The sequence below is a fragment of the Vogesella indigofera genome, from assembly GCF_003633895.1.
In the GTDB taxonomy this organism is placed as follows: domain Bacteria; phylum Pseudomonadota; class Gammaproteobacteria; order Burkholderiales; family Chromobacteriaceae; genus Vogesella; species Vogesella indigofera.
The window spans coordinates 257,362-275,163 of record NZ_RBID01000016.1 but is presented as its reverse complement, the minus strand read 5'-3'; the positions used below and the strand labels follow the sequence as shown (position 1 = coordinate 275,163).

Here is a 17,802-nt window from a genome sequence, read left to right as displayed (position 1 = left end):
TACACGATCTGCTGCGACTTGATCTCAAGGGAGCGATACTGCGTTAAAAACGTCTTCGGAATGCTTGTTTAAATCTGGACACATGCCGCTTCCTCAGCCGTTTTCGCCTTGTCTCGCTCTAGCTCGCGAGTTCGTGAACACGCTCTAAACCGCCACCGCCCCGCCGCATGCAAAAGCCCGGATCACCGATCCGGGCTTTTTCGTGACCTGCCGCCGGCTCAGCCTTCGGACAGGATCTCGCGCTTGGACAGAATGGCGTTGAAGCCCTGCACCCGTTCGTGGTCCTGCGGCAGCCATTTCATCAGCTGCAACACCTTGTCCAGACTCTCCGGCGCACTGTCCTGCAGCAGCAGCGAACAGGCGTTCATGCCGAGACGGTCGTTGCGGGTCTGTGTCGCCACGCCGTACAGCATCAGTGCCGCCTGCTGTTTCTGGCCGCTTTTCGCCATCGCCACCGCCTGATCGTTGGCCGCCTGCAGCGTGGTATGCGCCGCCTCGATCGCCGCGATCATCACCTGGTTGTCACGCGACAGCGCGGTCATCAGCGTGACGTCCTGGTGGTTCTTCACGAAGCGCAAGGCCAGCTGCTGCAGCCATTCGCCGGCACAGTAGCCGTCGATGTCCTGCGGCAGGCGGGCCACCGCCTCGATGAAGCGGGTGGCGTCGCGCCAGCCGGTTTGCGGCAGCAGCAGAAAAGCCGCCGCTTGCCGCAGCAACGCCATGGCATCGGTATAGCGCTTGCGCCCCAGCGTCGACAGCGCACGACAGACCAGCAGCAGGAACTGGTCGGCCTCGCCCTTGAGCAGGCCGCCCAGCTCCTGCGACAGGCGGTCCATCTTCTCCAGCTGCTCGCCCTCGCTGTAGGCCTGCAGCAGGTCGACCATCACCCCGGGACCGAAGGCGCTGTTGTTGCGCCCGATCAGCACCGCCTTTTCCAGATAGGTGGCCGCCTTCAGTGGATCGCCGACGTTCAGCGCCGTCTCGCCACAGGCGCACAGGCGCTGGAAGTTGCGCGGCGACAGCGCCACCGCCTTTTCCAGGATCGACAGTGCCTCCTGGAACTGGCCGCCGTGGGTCAGGTTCTGTGCCAGCGCGTCATAGGCATCGGTGTAGTTGGGGGCGTCGGCGATGATCTCGTTGAGGATGACCGTGCTCTGCTCGATGTCGTCCTGTTCCTTCAGGATGCGCACCATGCCCATCTTCGCCCACGGGATCGCCTTCATCGCCAGGATCTTCTCGTACACCTGCCGCGCCTCGCTGAACTGGTCGTTGAGCATATAGGTCTCCGCCATCAGCCGCAGCACGTCCATCACCTGCACATTGTTTTCGGCAATGCTCTCCAGCTGGCGCAGGATCAGCAGCGCCTGCGACACCTCGCCGGCCAGCAGCTTGAGGTGGGCCGGGCGCAGGAACAGCTTGCGCTGCAGCGCCAGGCGCAGGCGGTCGAACAGGGTCTGACTGGAAAACGGCTTCAGGATGTAGTCGTCCGGCGCCACCTCGGCGGCGGCGACCACACGTTCGTACTTGCGCTCGCCGGTGATCATGATCCACACCGAGGTCAGCGGATAGGCATTGCTGCGGCGCAGCAGCTCAAGCAGCTCCTGCCCGCTCATGCCGTCGCCCAGGTTGTAGTCGCACAACACGACGTCGAACTGCTTGCGCCGTATCCGCTGCAAACCGTCGGCGGCATTGACCGCCGCCTCGGAACGGGCGATGCCGACCTGGGCCAGCATCGCGCGCAGCGACTGCCGCACGGTATGCGAATCCTCAATAATCAGCACCGTGGTGCTTTCATCGAACGTGTTCACACGCCCTCCTTTGTTTTTCTTATCGTTATCTGCCGCCGAAACGGCCTGCTCCAGTGCTGCAACCACACGCGGCGTGAGGCTAAAAATACAGCAAAGCCGGTGTTACTACCATAGTTACGAACCCCGCTGCCGGCCAGTGTTGCCGTGGATCAAGCCGCACGCGGCACGGCCGCCACGCCGAGGCGGCAACGTGGCGCAGATCACTGCGCCCAGCAGCGCTACGGCGCCATTTTTCACCCGCAGCACCCGCTACGACGCGATTGCGGCCAACGTTGGCAGCACATCCAGAAACGCCGCCACCAGCGGCGACGATTCCTGCTCGCGGGTCGCCACCGCCATCGACAGGTAGGCGGCGGCGTCGGTGAGCGGGATGTAGCAGACCCCGTCCAGCTGCACGCAGGCCAGCGGCGACGGCAGGATGGCGATGCCCAGCCCGGCGGCGACCAGCGCGATCTGCGTCATCGCCTCGCCGGAGGTCTGCGCGATACGCGGCTGAAAGCCGGCCGCCTGCGCCAGCTGCCGGATCAGCGCCGGCAGCCCGGTGGACACCCCCGGCGGGTAGACGATGAAGCCCTCGTCGCGCAGCTCGGCAAACGCCAGCCGGGCGCGCGCCGCCAGCGGATGGTCGCGGCGGATCACCACGCACAGCCGGTCGCGGCGCAGCTCGCGGCGGCGGATGCCAGGCACCATTTCGTCGCCGTTGTAGCGCACGAAGCCGACATCCAGACGCTGCTGCTGCAACGCGAGGTACTGGTCGCCGCTGAACATTTCCTCCAGCTTGAGGCTGACCGCTGGATAGCGTTCGCGATAGTGGCGCAGGCTGTCCGGCAGCACGCCGGCCAGCGGCATCGACGAGGTGAACGCGATGCGCAGCTCGCCGACCTCGCCGCGACCGGCCCGGCGCGCTTCCTCGGCGGCGGCCTCGGCATCGGCCAGCAGGCGCCGCGCCCGCAACAGCAGGCGTTCGCCGGCCGTGGTCAGCAGCACCCGCCGCTTGCTGCGCTGGAACAGCTGCACCCCCAGCTCGGCCTCCAGCGCCTGGATTTGCTGGCTGAGCGGCGGCTGGCCGATGTGCAGCCGTTCGGCGGCACGGGTGAAGTGCAACTCTTCGGCCACGGTGACGAAATAACGCAGATGGCGCAGTTCCATTAATCGCTTCTAGATATGAATTACCACTGAAATATATATTGGACTGCCAGATTGGCCAAGCCTAGCATCAGCCTGTCTTCTGCCCGGTACCTTGCCATGTCCAGCTATTGCGCCCCCCTGCCATCCCCCTGCTCCGTCACGCCGGCCGCCCCCGCCCCCGGCAAGCTGGTCACCGGCTCCGCCGCCTACCGTCGTACCGGCTGGGCGCTGTTCTGCGCCGGCTTTGCCACCTTCGCCATGCTCTATGGCGTGCAGCCACTGCTGCCGCTGTTCTCGGCCGAATTCGGCAGCGGCGCCGCCCACGCCAGTACCGTGCTCTCTGCCGGTACGCTGTCGATGGCGCTGATGCTGATCCCGGCCAGCCTGCTGGCCGACCGCCTCGGGCGCAAGCCGCTGATGGTGGCCGCCCTGCTGGTCGGGGCACTGCTGACGTTGGCCGCAACGCTGACGCAGGGCTTTGGCGCGCTGGTCTGGTCGCGCGCCGCCTTCGGCATGGTGCTGGCCGGCCTGCCGGCGGTGGCGATGGCGTATCTGAGTGAGGAAGTGGAAGCCAGCTCGCTGGGCAAGGCGCTGGGGCTGTATATCGCCGGCAATGCGCTGGGCGGCATGAGCGGCCGCTATCTGGCGGCGCTGCTGGCCGATGTCGCCGGCTGGCGGCTGGCGCTGGCAGTGCTGGGCGGCCTCGGGCTGCTGGCGGCGGCACTGGTGTGGAAGCAGCTGCCACCATCGCGCCACTTCCAGCCGGCTCGCGGCAGTCTGGCGCAGCTGTGGCACAACGGTCGCCGTCATTTTGCCGATGCCGGCCTGCCGTGGCTGTTCCTGTCCGCCTTTTTGCTGATGGGCTGCTTCGTCAGCCTGTACAACTACCTCGGCTACCGCCTGCTGCAGGCGCCGTTCGGCCTCAGCCAGAGCCAGATCGGCCTGGTGTTCCTGCTGTACGTGGTGGGGATCTGGTCGTCGGCGTGGGCCGGCACCCTCGCCGACCGCCTCGGGCGGCGCAATGTGCTGTGGCTGATGATCGTGGTGATGGCGGCCGGCTTGCTGCTGACGCTGCCGCAGCAGCTGTTGCTGGTGGTCGGCGGCGTCGCACTGTTCACCTTCGGCTTTTTCGGCGCGCACTCGGTGGCCAGCAGCTGGGTCGGGCGCCGCGCGCTACAGGCACGGGCGCTGGCGTCGGCATGCTACCTGACCGCCTACTACGCCGGCTCCAGCGTGATGGGCACGCTGTCCGGCGTGCTGTGGGAATCGCACCGCTGGCCGGGCGTGGCCGCCTGCCTCAGCCTGTTGCTGCTGGCGGCACTGGCCATCGCGCTGCACCTGCGCCGGCTGCCGCCGCTGCCCGGCACCTAAGAACCTGTTCAATGTCTGCTGCGCTTCGGCGATACGGCGTTGAAAACGACTTCGGAATGCTCATTTACCCCATGTAAACTCCGCTTCCTCAGTCGTTTTCGCCTTGTCTCGCTCTAGCTCGCGAGACTCTGAACAGGCTCTAAGAAGCGGCTCACGATCTCGCGAGCCAAAGTCAGACAAGGCGAAATCGGCCAAAAAAACGCAGTTGACGTGGTATCAATGAGCATTTTTTGGCCAATTGCAACGCAGGATCACACAGGCGCAGCAGATCGTGAACGGCTTCTGCGGTTTACATCGCGATATAGCGGTCCGGCCGGTGATTGAAACCGATCACCATGTTCAGCGCCAGCGCGCCGAGGATGGAGCCGAGCAAGGCCGGCACGCTGACCATGAACAGCGACGCCAGCAGGATCAGCAGGTCGACACCCAGCTGCAGCTTGCCGGCACGGATGCCGTGGCGGTCCTGCAGGTACAGCGCTAGGATGTTGATGCCGCCGAGACTGGCCTTGTGGCGGAACAACGCGATAAAGCCCATGCCCATCATCAGGCCGCCGACCACGCCGCTGTAGAACGGGTCCAGCGGCCCGAAATGGGCAAACTGCGCGTGCAGCCCGGAGAACAGCGACAGCAGGCTGACCGCGACAAAGGTCTTGATGGTGAACGCCCAGCCCATGCGTTTCACCGCCAGCCAGTAGAACGGCACATTGATCAGCGAAAACACCACCCCGAACGGAATGCCGCTCTGGTAGTGGATCAGGAAGGCAATGCCGGCGGTGCTGCCGGTGAGCAGGCCGGCCTGCTTGAACATCGCCACGCCGAAGGCCACCAGCAGGGTGCCGACCAGGATGGCCAGAATGTCTTCCAGCAGGGTGTGGGAAACGTCGTTGGTTTCGGGATCCAACAGGGTGTGGCTGGCGCTCGTCATCTCGAATTATTCCGCAGTGCAATATGTCAGCCGCGGATTGTAGTCAGCCGTGCACCAAAGGCAATGAATCCAGATCAAAAAACCCGTGAATGGCAAAATTTTGCACACATAACGGCATAACCATTCATTCGACGCAATATAAATGCTGAGTCACCACGCTCAGATTATCCTGTTTGCATGCGAGGTCAGCGTCTGCCGCATGCAGTCCGCCAGCCACACGGCAAACGCCTGCTGCCGCGCATCCTGCGCCAGCGGCTGCAGCGACAGCAGCACGTAGTGACTGCCGTCGGCGACAAAGCCGGCCGGGGCCTGCAGTGTCTGCGCCGCCAGATCGTCGGCCACCATGAACAGCGACGCCATTGCCACCCCCAGCCCGGCCAGCGCCGCCTGCAGGCTGAGGTAGAAGTGCTCGAACTCGCGGCTGCCGGCCAGCGCCACCGCCGCCGCCGGCTGCAAGCGCTGCCACTCCGGCCACGCCTGCGGCCGCGAACGGGTGTGCAGCCGTACCGCCTCCGCCTGTTCGCGACAGACCGGCCCGACATGCTCTGCGGCCAACCTTTGCACGCAATAGTGCGCCGGCAAGGCAAAGTCCTCGCGCCGGATCGCCAGCTCGACATGGCCGCTCTCCAGCCGCACCGCGCCGCCGGCGGCGCTGAGGTGGACCTCGATATCGGGATGCAGCGCATGGAACTGCGGCAGGCGCGGAATCAGCCAGCGCATCGCCAGCGTCGGCTCGCACGATACCGCCAGCGGCGGCGTGGCGGCCGGCTGCAGTTGCGTCACCGCCTGCTGCAGGGTGTGCAACGCCTCGCCGCAGGCGGCAAACAGCCGGGTGCCGGCGGCGCTGAGGAAGACCGCGCGGTTGCGGCGCTCGAACAGCGTCACGCCCAGCGGCTCTTCCAGCAGGCGGATCTGGCGGCTGACCGCGCCGTGCGTCACGCACAGCTCGTCAGCCGCACGCACGAAGCTGCCGTGGCGGGCAGCGGCCTCGAACACGCGCAAGGCGTTCAGCGACGGCAGTGCGGCAAAGCTCATAGGTCAGTTTTTCTCACGTAAATCAGGCAGAAACCATCGTTATTCATTGTCAGGGCAAAGCGTGACAATGACAGTCGTCCGTTTACCCAGCACCAAACTCACCGAAAGTATACGCAATGACTGAACTGTTTGCCGTGATGACCATTACCCTGCTCGCCGTGATCAGCCCCGGCGCCGACTTCGCCATGATCAGCCGCAACAGCCTGCTGTACGGCAAACGCGCCGGCCTCGCCGCCGCGCTCGGCATCGGCCTCGGCGTGCAGGTGCACGTGATGTACACCCTGCTCGGCGCCAGCCTGCTGCAACAGACGCCGCTATTGCTGCAGTTGCTGCGCGTGCTGGGCGCCGGCTATCTGGTGTATGTCGGCTGGTGCACCTTCCGCAGCGGCGCCGTCAACGAGGCGGCGGCGCCGGACAGCCATGGCCGCGCGCTGCGCAACGGTTTCCTCACCAATGCGCTCAACCCCAAGACCATGCTGTTCGTGATCAGCACCTACACCCAGGTCGTCGCCGCCAGCACGCCGCTGCCGGTGCTGCTCGGTTACGGCCTGTTCATGTCGCTGGCGCACGTGCTGTGGTTTGCGCTGGTGGCGGTACTGCTGGCGCAGGACGGTCTGCGCCAGCGCCTGCTCGGCATGCAGTTGTGGCTCAACCGCGGCATCGGCCTGCTGCTGATGGCGCTGGGCAGCCTGCTCGCCGCCGGCCCGCTGCTGCAGTAGATGCCATGAAAAACGGCGACCAAATGGTCGCCGTGGCTGAGCTTGCCGCCGAACAGTCTTAGCCGCGCAGCCAGCCGGCCAGCGCGCGGATGTCGTCCGGCGAGGTGCGGCAGCAGCCGCCGATGCAGCTGGCGCCGGCCAGCCGCCACTGCCGCGCCGCCTCGGCAAAGGCCAGCGGATCGCTGCTACCGTGCCAGGTCTTGGTCACCGCGTCGTAGGCTTCGCCGGAGTTGGGATAGGTCAGCAGCCGCTTGCCGGTCTGTGCGGCCAACGTTTGCAGCAGCGGCACGATATGGCGCGGCGCGGTGCAATTGACGCCCACCGCCACGATCTGCGGATAGGCTTCCAGCTCGGCCACCGCCGCCAGCAAGGGCGTGCCATCACTCAGGTTGGCGTCATCGCGGCAGGAGAAGCTGATCCATGCCGCGGTCTGCGGGAAGTCCTGCTGCAGCACGCGGGCGATGGCGCGCGCTTCCACCGCGCACGGGATGGTCTCGCACGCCAGCAGATCCGGCGCTGCGGCCAGCAAGGCGGCAATGCGCGGGCGATGGAAATCCATCAGCTCGGTTTCACTGCGGCCGTAATCGCCACGGTATTCGGAACCGTCGGCCAGCATCGCGCCGTACGGACCCACCGAGGCCGCCACCAGCGGCTTCAGGCGCCCGGCATGGTTGGCCGCATCGGCCCAGAACTCGTCGCGCGCCTGCTGCGCCAGCTGCACCGAGCGCTGCATCAGTTCCGCGGCGGCGGCTTCGTCCAGGCCGCGCTTGGCAAAGCCGCTGAACGACGCCTGGTAGCTGGCGGTGGTGGCGACATCGGCACCGGCGGCGAAGTAGTCGAAATGCACCTGGCGGATCAGCTCCGGCTGCTCGATCAGCACCCGCGCCGACCACAACGCGTCATTCAGGTCACAACCGCGACGCTCCAGCTCGGACGCCATCGCGCCGTCCAGCACGACGGGGACATCCTGAAAACGGGCAAAAGGATTGGCATACATTGAACAGACTCCACAAAAAGAAAAACCCCGGCACAGGCCGGGGCTTGCTGCATGCAAGATGTATCACAGACGGAATTGCGATACCAGTGCCTTCAGCTGGTCGCCGCGGCTGGCCAGCACCTGGATCGTCGCCAGCGCTTCCTGCAGGCTGCTGTCGGTCTGCTGCGCCATCGAGTTGACTCGCTCGGCGCTGCGCGCCATTTCGTTGGTGGCGATACCCTGCTCGGCGGTGGAAGAAGTGATTTCGCCCATGCGGGTCGAGATCTCTTCGGCGTTGCCCTTGATCAGCTCCACCTTGCTGGCCGCTTCACGCGACAGGGTTACACCGGTTTCCACTTTCGCGTTGGTGGCGTCGGCATGGTTGATCGCCTCGCCGGTTTTCTGGATCACGGTATCGATCAGCTCGGCGATCTGCACCGTGGCGCTGGCGGTACGCTCGGCCAGCTTGCGCACTTCGTCGGCCACCACCGCAAAGCCGCGGCCCTGCTCGCCGGCACGCGCCGCCTCGATCGCTGCATTCAGCGCCAGCATATTGGTCTGGTCGGCGATGTCGCGGATCACGCCGACAATGCCCTTGATCTGCTCGGACTGGCCGGACAGGTTGGACATCACGCCCTGCAGCGACGACACCGCACCGACGATGGATTCCACCTCGCGCGCCACTTCCGCCATCGCGCGGTGCGAATCCAGCGAGTTGTCACGCGAACGCGACACCAGCACTTCGGTTTCGCCAACGTGGTCGGCAATGTGGTTGATGCTGACGGTGATCTGTTCGATGGTGGCGGCGGTCGACGACAGTTCCGACGACTGCACGCGCGAATCCTGGGCGATCTGCTCCGCCACGCGGTTCAGGTCGGCAGCGTCGCGCGCCAGCGAATCGGATTCGTCGCGCACGGTGAGGAACATCTCGCGCAGCTTGGCCACGAACTGGTTGAAGGCTTCGGCAATCTGGCCGACTTCGTCACGGTTGCCGACCGGCAGTGTCTTGGTCAGGTCACCGTGGCCGCTGGCCACTTCACGCATCGCATTGCGCAGCACCGACAGGCCGGACAGCATGCGCGCCACGCCAACGTAGGCGAAGATGCCGGACACCACCAGGCCAATCACCAGCAGGCCTACCATCACCATCAGCAGCTGCGTCACCGGAGCCATTGCGGCGGCCACCGGTACCATCACGCCGAGGAACCAGCCGGTCTTGCCCACCGGATACAGCGCGGTCAGGGTGGCGTCACCGTTGATCGACACGTCCACGATCTGGCCATCCTTGTTCACCGCGTTCATGTCGTAGCCGGCCACCACCTCGCCGATCTTTTTCAGGCCGGATTCTTTTTCCGGGTGCGCAATCACGGTGCCGTCGCCGGTCACCAGGAAGGCATAGCCGTCACCCGGCAGCTTGGCGGCAACCACTTCGTCCACCACGCGCTGCAGCGTCACGTCACCACCGGCCACGGCCACCAGCTGGCCACCATCCTTGCGTGCCTGGGCGAAGGTGATGATCGGACGCTTGGTGGCAGCATCGATATAAGGTGGCGACGCGATCGGGCCGGTCGCATCCTTGGCCGCCAGATACCATGGCCGCCCGGTCGGGTCGTAGCCTTCCGGTACTTTCGGCGCACCGGTGAACTGGGTCATGGTCTTGTCCGGCTGACCGATGTACATGTCGTCAAAACCACCGGCATCGCGCGCCTGGTCCAGCACCGGCTGCAATTCGCCGGTACCGAAGCGCGGCAGCGCCGAGGCGACGATCTTCTGGCGGGTGGACACCCACTCGGCAACAAAGCTCGCCTTGCTGTTGGCGGCCTGATTGATTTCGTTACGGATGGCACTGGACAGGGCGTCGCTCATTTTCCAGTACGCGACGGCACAGAACATGACCGCGAGTACCGTCAGTACCAGCAGCACGAAGGCCATCAGGCGAGTACGCAATGACATCATGATGTGTATTCCCCACTGAATTTTGTAAGTTATGGTGCGGCATAGTACTACTAAGCACACCTATGGTTATTTGTTTATATTCACAAAGCCATTTCATGGCATTTCGTTAACAACGGAATTTTGTATTCTGCGTACAATCCCTATTACACCGCATTTTTATACAACAATACTGCAAAAATTCGGCAACAAACCGCCCTTGCCAATGTCAAAGACGGCGTTCACCACCCAAGGCCGCCTGCAATGCCGACATTGCATGTCGCACTTTTGCAGGTTGCCCCTCGCGCCGCGGCGTCACCATCCACAACGGCAACTCCGGCAGGCTCCACTCGCTCAGCACCGGCTGCAGCAAACCTGCGGCCAGCTCCTTGCGCACTTCCGGCTCCGGCTGCAAGGACAGACCCAGGCCTTCCAGCACAAAGGCACGCGCCGACAGGATATTGTTGCTGCTGATACGCGGCGGCATCGATAAAGTCACCGTTTCTGCCCCGCGCGTCAACTGCAAGCGGCTCAGGCCTTCGTGCGCGGCCACCCCGACCCAGTCGTGTTGCAACAGCTCGGCCGGTGTTTGCGGCAGGCCATGCTTTGCAACATAGACCGGCGACGCACAAATGACAAAGTGCCAGTCGGCCAGATGGCGCGCCACCAGCGACGAATCCTTCAGCTTGCCGGCCCGGATCGCGAGATCGATCTGCAACTCCAGCAGGTCCACCATCTCGTCGTGAAAGAACAGCCGCAGGCTGAGGCCGGGGTTGGCCGCCAACAGCGGTGCCAGCGCACTGCTGAGCACGCCGCCGGCCAGGCCGCTGGGGGCGGAGATGCGCAGCTCGCCCACCGGCGCATCGCGCAGCGCCGACAGCTGCTGCTCCGCCTGCCGCGCCGCCGCCAGCATCGCGGCGCAGCCCTGGTAGAACAGCTGCCCGGCCTCGGTCAGCGTCAGCTTGCGCGTGGTGCGCTGTAGCAAGGTGACGCCATGGCGTTGCTCCAGCCGCCGCAGATGCTGGCTGACCGCCGACGGCGTGATGCCGAGGCTCTGCGCCGCCGCGTTCATCGAGCCTTTCTCGATCACCCGGGCAAACACCGCCATGCTGCGCAATTCGTCCATATTCATTATTTCAACTTAACAATCAATCAATTTTACGACGGATTATCGGAATGTGAACCGGCAATTACACTGCCCTCATCAATCACCGCCCGTCAGCGGGCAGCAAGGAGCACTCATGAAAATCGCACTGATCGGCGCCAGCGGCTTTGTCGGCTCGGCCATCCTGAAAGAACTGCTGTCGCGCAATGTCGCCGTTACCGCTATCGCCAGCCGTCCCGAGCGCATCGGCGCTGCGGCCAACCTTGAGGTGGTGGCCGCCGATGCCTACGACGCCGACGCGGTGGCCCGTGCCGTGGCCGGCCACGACGTGGTGATCAGCGCCTTCAACCCCGGCTGGGACAAGGCCGACATCCGCGCGCTGTTCCTCGCCGGCCACCAGGCCATCGTCGCCGGGGTCAAGACCGCCGGTGTGCCGCGCTTCATCGAGATCGGTGGCGCCGGCAGCCTGTTCGTCGCCCCCGGCCTGCAGCTGATCGACACCCCGCACTTCCCGGCGGAGTACAAGGAAGGTGCCGAGGGCGCGCGCCAGGCGCTGAACCTGCTGCAACAGGAAACACAGCTGGACTGGGTGTTCGTGTCGCCGCCGGCACTGCTGGCACCGGGCGCGCGCAGCGGCCAGTACCGTCTCGGCGGTAACGAGCTGCTGATGGCAGGCGAAGCACCGGCCGGCATCAGCGACGCCGACCTCGCCGTGGCGGTAGTGGACGAAGCGCTGCAGCCGCAACACCACCGCCAGCGCTTTACCGTCGCCAGCGTCTGATTCACGCCGCGATAGCGCACCTTATATAAGCATACGGTTTTGCAGTGCAAACCCTGCCGAACGCCCGATCCGACTGGATTGGCGCGTTTGCGGCAGGGTTTTTTGTTGCAACAGCACATTGAATACTGTCGTCGATGCGTTGACAGCCGCGCGCCGCTTCACTAGATTGCGACCAGCCAATCAAGCCGCTGCAGGAGAGACTGTCATTCGCTGACAGCGCCGAAGGGGAATCGCCCCGGAAACTCTCAGGCAAAAGAACTGCAGCGACGTCTGGCACTCTGGAGAGTAGATCAGCCGCAAGGCCGGATCTCGCCGAAGGAAGCATGGCCCGGTGGGTACACCGTGCGCCGCAATCTCTCAGGCAAAGGGACAGAGGGGGCATCGTCCGGCAGACGCCGGGCGGGCGCCATTGTCCTTTACGCCGCACATCCATGCGTCAACGCCCTGCCCGACCCTGCCGCCACTACCAGCGCGGTTGCGGCCAACCTTTGCCGTTCGCGCCAAGAAAAAGGAATGCACGATGTTTACCAAAGAGATGGAGATTGCCGGTTTCGACGACGCACTGTGGGCCGCGATGCAGGCCGAGGCACAACGTCAGGAAGACCACATCGAGCTGATCGCCTCCGAGAACTACACCAGCCCGCGCGTGATGCAGGCGCAGGGCAGCCAGCTGACCAACAAGTACGCCGAGGGCTACCCCGGCAAGCGCTACTACGGCGGCTGCGAGCACGTCGATGTCGCCGAGCAGCTGGCCATCGACCGCGCCAAGCAACTGTTCGGCGCCGACTACGCCAACGTGCAGCCGCACTCCGGCAGCCAGGCCAACGCCGCGGTGTACATGGCGCTGCTGCAGCCGGGTGACACCGTGCTGGGCATGAGCCTGGCGCACGGCGGCCACCTCACCCACGGCGCCAAGGTCAACTTCTCCGGCAAGATCTACAACGCGGTGCAGTACGGCATCAACGTGGACACCGGCGAGATCGACTACGACGAAGTGCAAAGGTTGGCCGCAGAACACCGGCCGAAGATGCTGGTCGCCGGCTTCTCCGCCTATTCGCTGATCGTGGACTGGGCGCGCATGCGCCAGATCGCCGACAGCGTCGGCGCGTATTTCTTTGTCGACATGGCGCACGTTGCCGGCCTGGTGGCCGCCGGCCTGTACCCGAACCCGATTCCGCACGCGCACGTGGTGACCACCACCACCCACAAGACGCTGCGCGGCCCGCGCGGCGGCCTGATCCTTGCTGCATCCAACCCGGAGCTGGAAAAGAAACTGCAGTCGCTGGTCTTCCCCGGCATCCAGGGCGGCCCGCTGATGCACGTGATCGCCGCCAAGGCGGTGGCCTTCCTCGAGGCGCTGCAGCCGGAATTCGTCGACTACCAGAAACAGGTACTGGCCAACGCCCGCGCCATGGTGGCGGTGTTCCAGCAGCGCGGCTACACCGTGGTATCCGGCAAGACCGATGACCACCTGTTCCTGTTGAGCCTGATCGACAAGGGCCTCACCGGCAAGGCCGCCGACGCCGCACTGGGTGCCGCCTGCATCACCGTCAACAAGAACGCGGTACCGAACGACCCGCAAAGCCCGTTCGTCACCAGCGGCATCCGCATCGGCAGCCCGGCCATCACCAGCCGCGGCTTCAAGGAAGCGGAAGCCGGCCAGGTGGCGCACTGGGTGTGTGACATCCTCGACGACATCGACAACGCCGATGTCGCCGCCCGCGTGAAACGCCAGGTGGCGGAGCTGTGCGCCGCCTTCCCGGTTTACCGCTAAGAACGTGGTGCACGATCTCGCGAGCTAGAGCGAGACAAGGCGAAAACGGCTGAGGAAGCGGAGTTGACATCAGGTCAATGAGCATTCCGAAGCCGTTTTCAACGCGGTATCGCCGAAGCGCAGCAGATCGTGCACAGGTTCAAGCAGCAGCGGGCGCCGTCCAGCGGATGGCGCCCGACTATAATGAAAACTAGCCCTGCGCCGCAGGCACCACCTCAAGAGAAGCAACATGGCAATCAGTGTTTTTGATTTGTTCAAGATCGGCATCGGCCCGTCCAGCTCCCACACCGTCGGCCCGATGCGCGCGGCGCGGCAATTCGTCGCCCGGCTGGAAAAGGACGGCCTGCTGACGCAGACCGCCGCGGTCAAGTCCGAAATGTTCGGTTCTCTCGGTGCCACCGGCAAAGGCCACGGCAGCGATGTGGCGGTGCTGCTCGGGCTGCAGGGCGAATACCCGGATCTGGTCGACACCGATGCCGTCGACGGCATGCTGGCCGCCATCCGCAACAACAAGCGCATCGCGCTCCTGGGCACGCACGAGATCGACTTCATCGAAGCCGAACACCTGATCCTGCACAAGCGCAAGGCGCTGCCCTATCACCCTAACGGCATGATCTTCGAGGCGTTTGCCGCCGACGGCAGCAGCCTGTCCAAGCGTGCTTACTACTCGGTCGGCGGCGGCTTCGTGGTCGACGAGGCGGCGATCGACGCCGGCTTCGTGCCACCGGGCGTCACCGAGCTGAAGCACCCGTTCAAGAGCGGCGCCGAGCTGCTGGCGCTGTGCCAGCGCCACGGCAAGAGCATCAGCCAGATCATGCTGGAGAACGAGCTGGCGTGGCGCAGCGAGGACGAGATCCGCAGCGGCCTGCTCAACATCTGGCACGTGATGCAGGCCTGCGTGAAGCGCGGCTGCGAACGCGAAGGCATCCTGCCCGGCGGCATGAAGGTCAAGCGCCGCGCCGCCGACATGCACCGCAAGCTGCTGTCGTCACCGGAAGCGGCACTGCGCGACCCGCTGACGGTGCTGGACTGGGTCAACCTGTACGCGCTGGCGGTGAACGAGGAAAACGCCGCCGGTGGCCGCGTGGTGACCGCGCCGACCAACGGCGCCGCAGGCATCATCCCGGCGGTACTGCACTACTACGCACGTTTCATTCCCGGCGCCAGCGACGACGGCATCGTGCGCTTCCTGCTCACCGCCGGCGCTATCGGCATCCTGTTCAAGCTCAACGCCTCCATTTCCGGCGCCGAAGTCGGCTGCCAGGGCGAAGTCGGCTCCGCCTGTTCGATGGCGGCCGGCGGCCTGGCCGAAGTGCTGGGCGGCACGCCGGAGCAGGTGGAAAACGCCGCCGAGATCGGCATGGAACACAACCTGGGCCTGACCTGCGACCCGGTCGGCGGCCTGGTGCAGGTGCCGTGCATCGAGCGCAACGCGATGGCGTCGATCAAGGCCATCAACGCGGCGCGCATGTCGCTGCGCGGCGACGGCCAGCACTTCGTGTCGCTGGACCGGGTGATCAAGACCATGCGCGACACCGGCCGCGACATGAGCACCAAGTACAAGGAAACCGCACGCGGCGGGCTGGCGATCAACGTGATCGAGGTACCGGTCAACATCGTCGAGTGCTGAGCCCGCCTGTCAAAAAATCTGCGGCCAACCTTGTGCAAGGTTGGCCGCAATGACAAAGCCCGCCATGATTGGCGGGCTTTGTCATTGCGCATCCGGTGACGGTTACAAAAAGCGCGCCGGCGCATACGGTGCCGGGTCGGTAAACGGCGTCTCGTTGCAGATCACCTGCGCCAGCAGTTGGCCGCATACCGGCCCCAGCGTCAGACCGTGGTGGGCGTGGCCGAAGTTGAACCACAACCCGCGATGACGTGGTGCGGCGCCCAGCGCCGGGCGCATGTCCGGCAGGCACGGGCGGCTGCCCAGCCACGGCGTGGCGTCCAGCCGCTCACCCAGCGGAAACAGTCCGCGCGCCAGCACCTCGGCCTGCTCCAGCTGCGCGTAGTTGGGCGCGGCATCGCGTCGCGCCAGTTCCACACCGGTGGCGATGCGCAGGCCGCGCTGCATCGGCGACACCACGAAGCCGCCTTCCACGTCGGCCACGGTGTAGCTCAGCCCCGGCCCCAGCGGCTGGTAGTGCATGTGGTAGCCGCGCTTGGTCTGCAGCGGAATGCGGTAGCCCAGCGGCTGGAACATGTCGTCGGACCACGGCCCCATGGCGACGACCACCTGCGCCGTGCGCAGCGTGCCTTGTTTGGTGCCGATCTGCCAGCCGCTGCCATCCGGGACCAGCGACGTGGCTTCCTGCTGCAACAGCACCCCGCCCAGGCTTTCGAAATAGCGGGCATAGCCGCGGGTCAGCGCACCCGGATCGCTGATGCGCTGCGGGTCGCGCCAGTGCACCGCGCCGGCAAAGCCTTCGCCCAAGCCCGGCTCGGCGGCGCGCAGTGCGGCGGCGTCCAGGATCTGCAGCTGCAGGCCGTGTTCGGCGGCGATGCGGCGGGCGTTGGCGGCCTCGGCGGCAAAGCCCGCCTCGCTGCGGTAGGCCTCGTACAGGCCGTCGTCGCTGCACAGTTGCTGCAGGTTGGCCGCGGCGATCAGCGTGGCGTGTTCGTCCAGGCTGCGGCTGATCAGCGGCAGCATGTCGCGCGCGGCGGCGGCGAGGCGATGCGGCGCGGAGGCGCGGAAGTAGCGCCACAGCCACGGCGTGCTCTGCAGCAGGCTGGACGGCTGGTAGCGCACGTCGGTGGAGCGGTTGCGACCGATGCGCAGCACGCTGGCGAGGTCACGCGGGAAGCCATACGGCACCACGGCGGCGCGTTCCAGCAGGCCGGCGTTGCCGTGGCTGGTTTCCTCGCCGGGGGCGCGGCGGTCCAGCAGCGCCACGCGCAGGCCGCGCTGTTGCAGGGCGATGGCGCTGGAGACGCCGATCATGCCGGCGCCGAGGACGATGATGTCGAAATCCATGTTTTGCTTCTTTCAGATGCAGTTGCCATGGGCGCTGCGGCCAGTGGCCATGGCAACGGAATCTGCAAGGTTGGCCGCAGCCTGCGGCCAACCTTGCACGCCGCTTACTTGGCGATAATGTCGCGGTGGAAGTACTTGTGCGACAGCTTGCTGAGGGTGCCATCCTGCTTCAGGCTGGCAATCGCCTTGTCCAGCTCGGCCTTGCGCGGGTCGCCCTTGCGTACACCCATGCCGGTGCCCTCGCCGAGGGTGGCGAAATCACTGATCACGCCGCCGGCAAAGTCAAAGTCCTTGCCCTGCGGCTTGCTGAGGAAGCCTTCCATCGCAGTCTGCGCTTCCTGCACCCCGGCATCCAGCCGGCCGGCGGCCAGATCAAGGAAAATCTGCGCCTGGTCGCGGTAGGCCACCACCTTCACACCGTGTTTCTCCCAGTGCTTGCGCACGAAGTCTTCCTGGGTGGCGCCCTGCAACACGCCGACGGTCTTGCCTTTCAGGCTGGCCACGGTCGGCGTCAGCTTGCTGTCGCGACGCGCCACCATCTGGATCGGCACGATGTAGATCGGGGCGGTGAAGTCGATCGACTCGCGGCGCTTGGCGGTGATGTTCATCGCCGAGTTGATGGCGTCGAATTTCTTCGCTTTCAGGCCGGGGATCAGGCCCTCGAACGAGGTTTCCACCCAGCTGCACTTGGCGGCCATGCGCTCGCAGATCGCCTTGCCGACATCGATGTCGAAGCCGACCAGCTGGCCGTCGGCCTGCTTGCTCTCGAACGGCGGGTAGAACGGTTCCAGCCCCATGCGCAGCGGCGCACCCTGCGCCATGGCGGTACCGGCGAGGCAGGCCAGCAGAGGGAAAACGGCATTGCGAACGCGTTTGCTGATCATGAAATGTCTCCTTTGTTCCTGTAGCGGGTAACGTCCCGTCCCGTTGCGCCTGGCCAGGCCATGGCGCCTGCGTGGTTTGGCAGCCGGCAGGGCTGCGTTCACGTCTTGCTTTGGCTCGGTCACAAGATAGACATTTTTTCCACTTTGGACAATTAATTTATAAAAAATCTGGCCGCCACCCGCCAGACACGGCAATCAAAGCCGATCTCATCATGACAAAACCATGTCGCAAATTGCAACTTATTACTTAAATAACAATAACTTGACGTCAAATCAACATCAAAAAACATACGCAAAACCCTGTGGAATTGGTAATCGCACAATTTGTAGACTTTTTTTCCACAATGGAATTTAATACAACAAACAAGCCTGCCCGCCGCGGTCTACCAC

14 protein-coding genes and 1 riboswitch are annotated in these 17,802 nt (G+C 65.0%); of the genes, 5 read left to right on the top strand and 9 right to left on the bottom strand.

Annotated features, from left to right (window positions below):
- Positions 1-218: 218 nt before the first annotated feature.
- Together C8E02_RS13065 and C8E02_RS13060 are read right to left on the bottom strand one after the other, a co-directional pair.
- A complete protein-coding gene (locus C8E02_RS13065) occupies positions 219-1,808 on the bottom strand; it encodes a response regulator (RefSeq protein ID WP_245961146.1) in 1,590 nt (529 codons plus the stop codon).
- A gap of 249 nt (positions 1,809-2,057) precedes the next feature.
- Positions 2,058-2,957, bottom strand: coding sequence for a LysR family transcriptional regulator (locus tag C8E02_RS13060; RefSeq protein WP_120811324.1), 900 nt, complete (start codon positions 2,955-2,957; stop codon positions 2,058-2,060).
- 96 nt (positions 2,958-3,053) lie between these two features.
- On the opposite strand from C8E02_RS13060, the gene C8E02_RS13055 reads away from it, so the two are divergent.
- Positions 3,054-4,307, top strand: a complete 1,254-nt coding sequence (locus C8E02_RS13055; RefSeq protein ID WP_120811322.1) for an MFS transporter — start codon at positions 3,054-3,056, stop codon at positions 4,305-4,307.
- 289 nt (positions 4,308-4,596) lie between these two features.
- Here C8E02_RS13055 and C8E02_RS13050 read toward each other — a convergent pair whose 3' ends face one another.
- Together C8E02_RS13050 and C8E02_RS13045 are read right to left on the bottom strand one after the other, a co-directional pair.
- On the bottom strand, positions 4,597-5,232 hold the full coding sequence (locus C8E02_RS13050; protein WP_120811320.1) for a YitT family protein: 636 nt from the start codon (positions 5,230-5,232) through the stop codon (positions 4,597-4,599).
- A gap of 159 nt (positions 5,233-5,391) precedes the next feature.
- Positions 5,392-6,267, bottom strand: a complete 876-nt coding sequence (locus C8E02_RS13045) for a LysR family transcriptional regulator (protein WP_120811318.1) — start codon at positions 6,265-6,267, stop codon at positions 5,392-5,394.
- A gap of 116 nt (positions 6,268-6,383) precedes the next feature.
- On the opposite strand from C8E02_RS13045, the gene C8E02_RS13040 reads away from it, so the two are divergent.
- The gene (locus tag C8E02_RS13040; RefSeq protein ID WP_120811316.1) at positions 6,384-6,986 is read left to right on the top strand and encodes a LysE family translocator; all 603 of its coding nucleotides are present in this window, start codon (positions 6,384-6,386) and stop codon (positions 6,984-6,986) included.
- 58 nt (positions 6,987-7,044) lie between these two features.
- Here C8E02_RS13040 and mmuM read toward each other — a convergent pair whose 3' ends face one another.
- The 3 genes from mmuM to C8E02_RS13025 form a co-directional block, all read right to left on the bottom strand.
- Positions 7,045-7,983 (bottom strand): homocysteine S-methyltransferase, encoded by a 939-nt coding sequence (gene mmuM / locus C8E02_RS13035; protein WP_120811314.1) that lies wholly within the window; start codon positions 7,981-7,983, stop codon positions 7,045-7,047.
- 63 nt (positions 7,984-8,046) lie between these two features.
- Positions 8,047-9,918, bottom strand: a complete 1,872-nt coding sequence (locus tag C8E02_RS13030) for a methyl-accepting chemotaxis protein (RefSeq protein WP_238377249.1) — start codon at positions 9,916-9,918, stop codon at positions 8,047-8,049.
- 205 nt (positions 9,919-10,123) lie between these two features.
- On the bottom strand, positions 10,124-11,026 hold the full coding sequence (locus C8E02_RS13025) for a LysR family transcriptional regulator (protein WP_211329244.1): 903 nt from the start codon (positions 11,024-11,026) through the stop codon (positions 10,124-10,126).
- A 109-nt stretch (positions 11,027-11,135) separates the two neighbouring features.
- On the opposite strand from C8E02_RS13025, the gene C8E02_RS13020 reads away from it, so the two are divergent.
- From C8E02_RS13020 to C8E02_RS13010, 3 genes are all read left to right on the top strand, one after another.
- Positions 11,136-11,780 carry an NAD(P)-dependent oxidoreductase gene (locus tag C8E02_RS13020; protein ID WP_120811310.1) on the top strand — a complete coding sequence of 215 codons (645 nt, stop codon included), beginning with the start codon at positions 11,136-11,138 and terminating at the stop codon, positions 11,778-11,780.
- Positions 11,781-11,961: 181 nt separating this feature from the next.
- Positions 11,962-12,051: riboswitch (glycine riboswitch) on the top strand.
- 249 nt (positions 12,052-12,300) lie between these two features.
- Complete coding sequence (gene glyA, locus C8E02_RS13015; protein ID WP_120811308.1) at positions 12,301-13,554, top strand: serine hydroxymethyltransferase; 1,254 nt, start codon at positions 12,301-12,303, stop codon at positions 13,552-13,554.
- Positions 13,555-13,783: 229 nt separating this feature from the next.
- Positions 13,784-15,184, top strand: coding sequence for an L-serine ammonia-lyase (locus C8E02_RS13010; RefSeq protein WP_120811306.1), 1,401 nt, complete (start codon positions 13,784-13,786; stop codon positions 15,182-15,184).
- A 102-nt stretch (positions 15,185-15,286) separates the two neighbouring features.
- Here C8E02_RS13010 and C8E02_RS13005 read toward each other — a convergent pair whose 3' ends face one another.
- Entirely contained in the window at positions 15,287-16,528 is a 1,242-nt protein-coding gene (locus C8E02_RS13005; RefSeq protein WP_120811304.1) for an NAD(P)/FAD-dependent oxidoreductase, read from the bottom strand.
- Positions 16,529-16,632: 104 nt separating this feature from the next.
- A complete protein-coding gene (locus tag C8E02_RS13000) occupies positions 16,633-17,412 on the bottom strand; it encodes an ABC transporter substrate-binding protein (RefSeq protein WP_120811302.1) in 780 nt (259 codons plus the stop codon).
- Positions 17,413-17,802 lie beyond the last annotated feature (390 nt).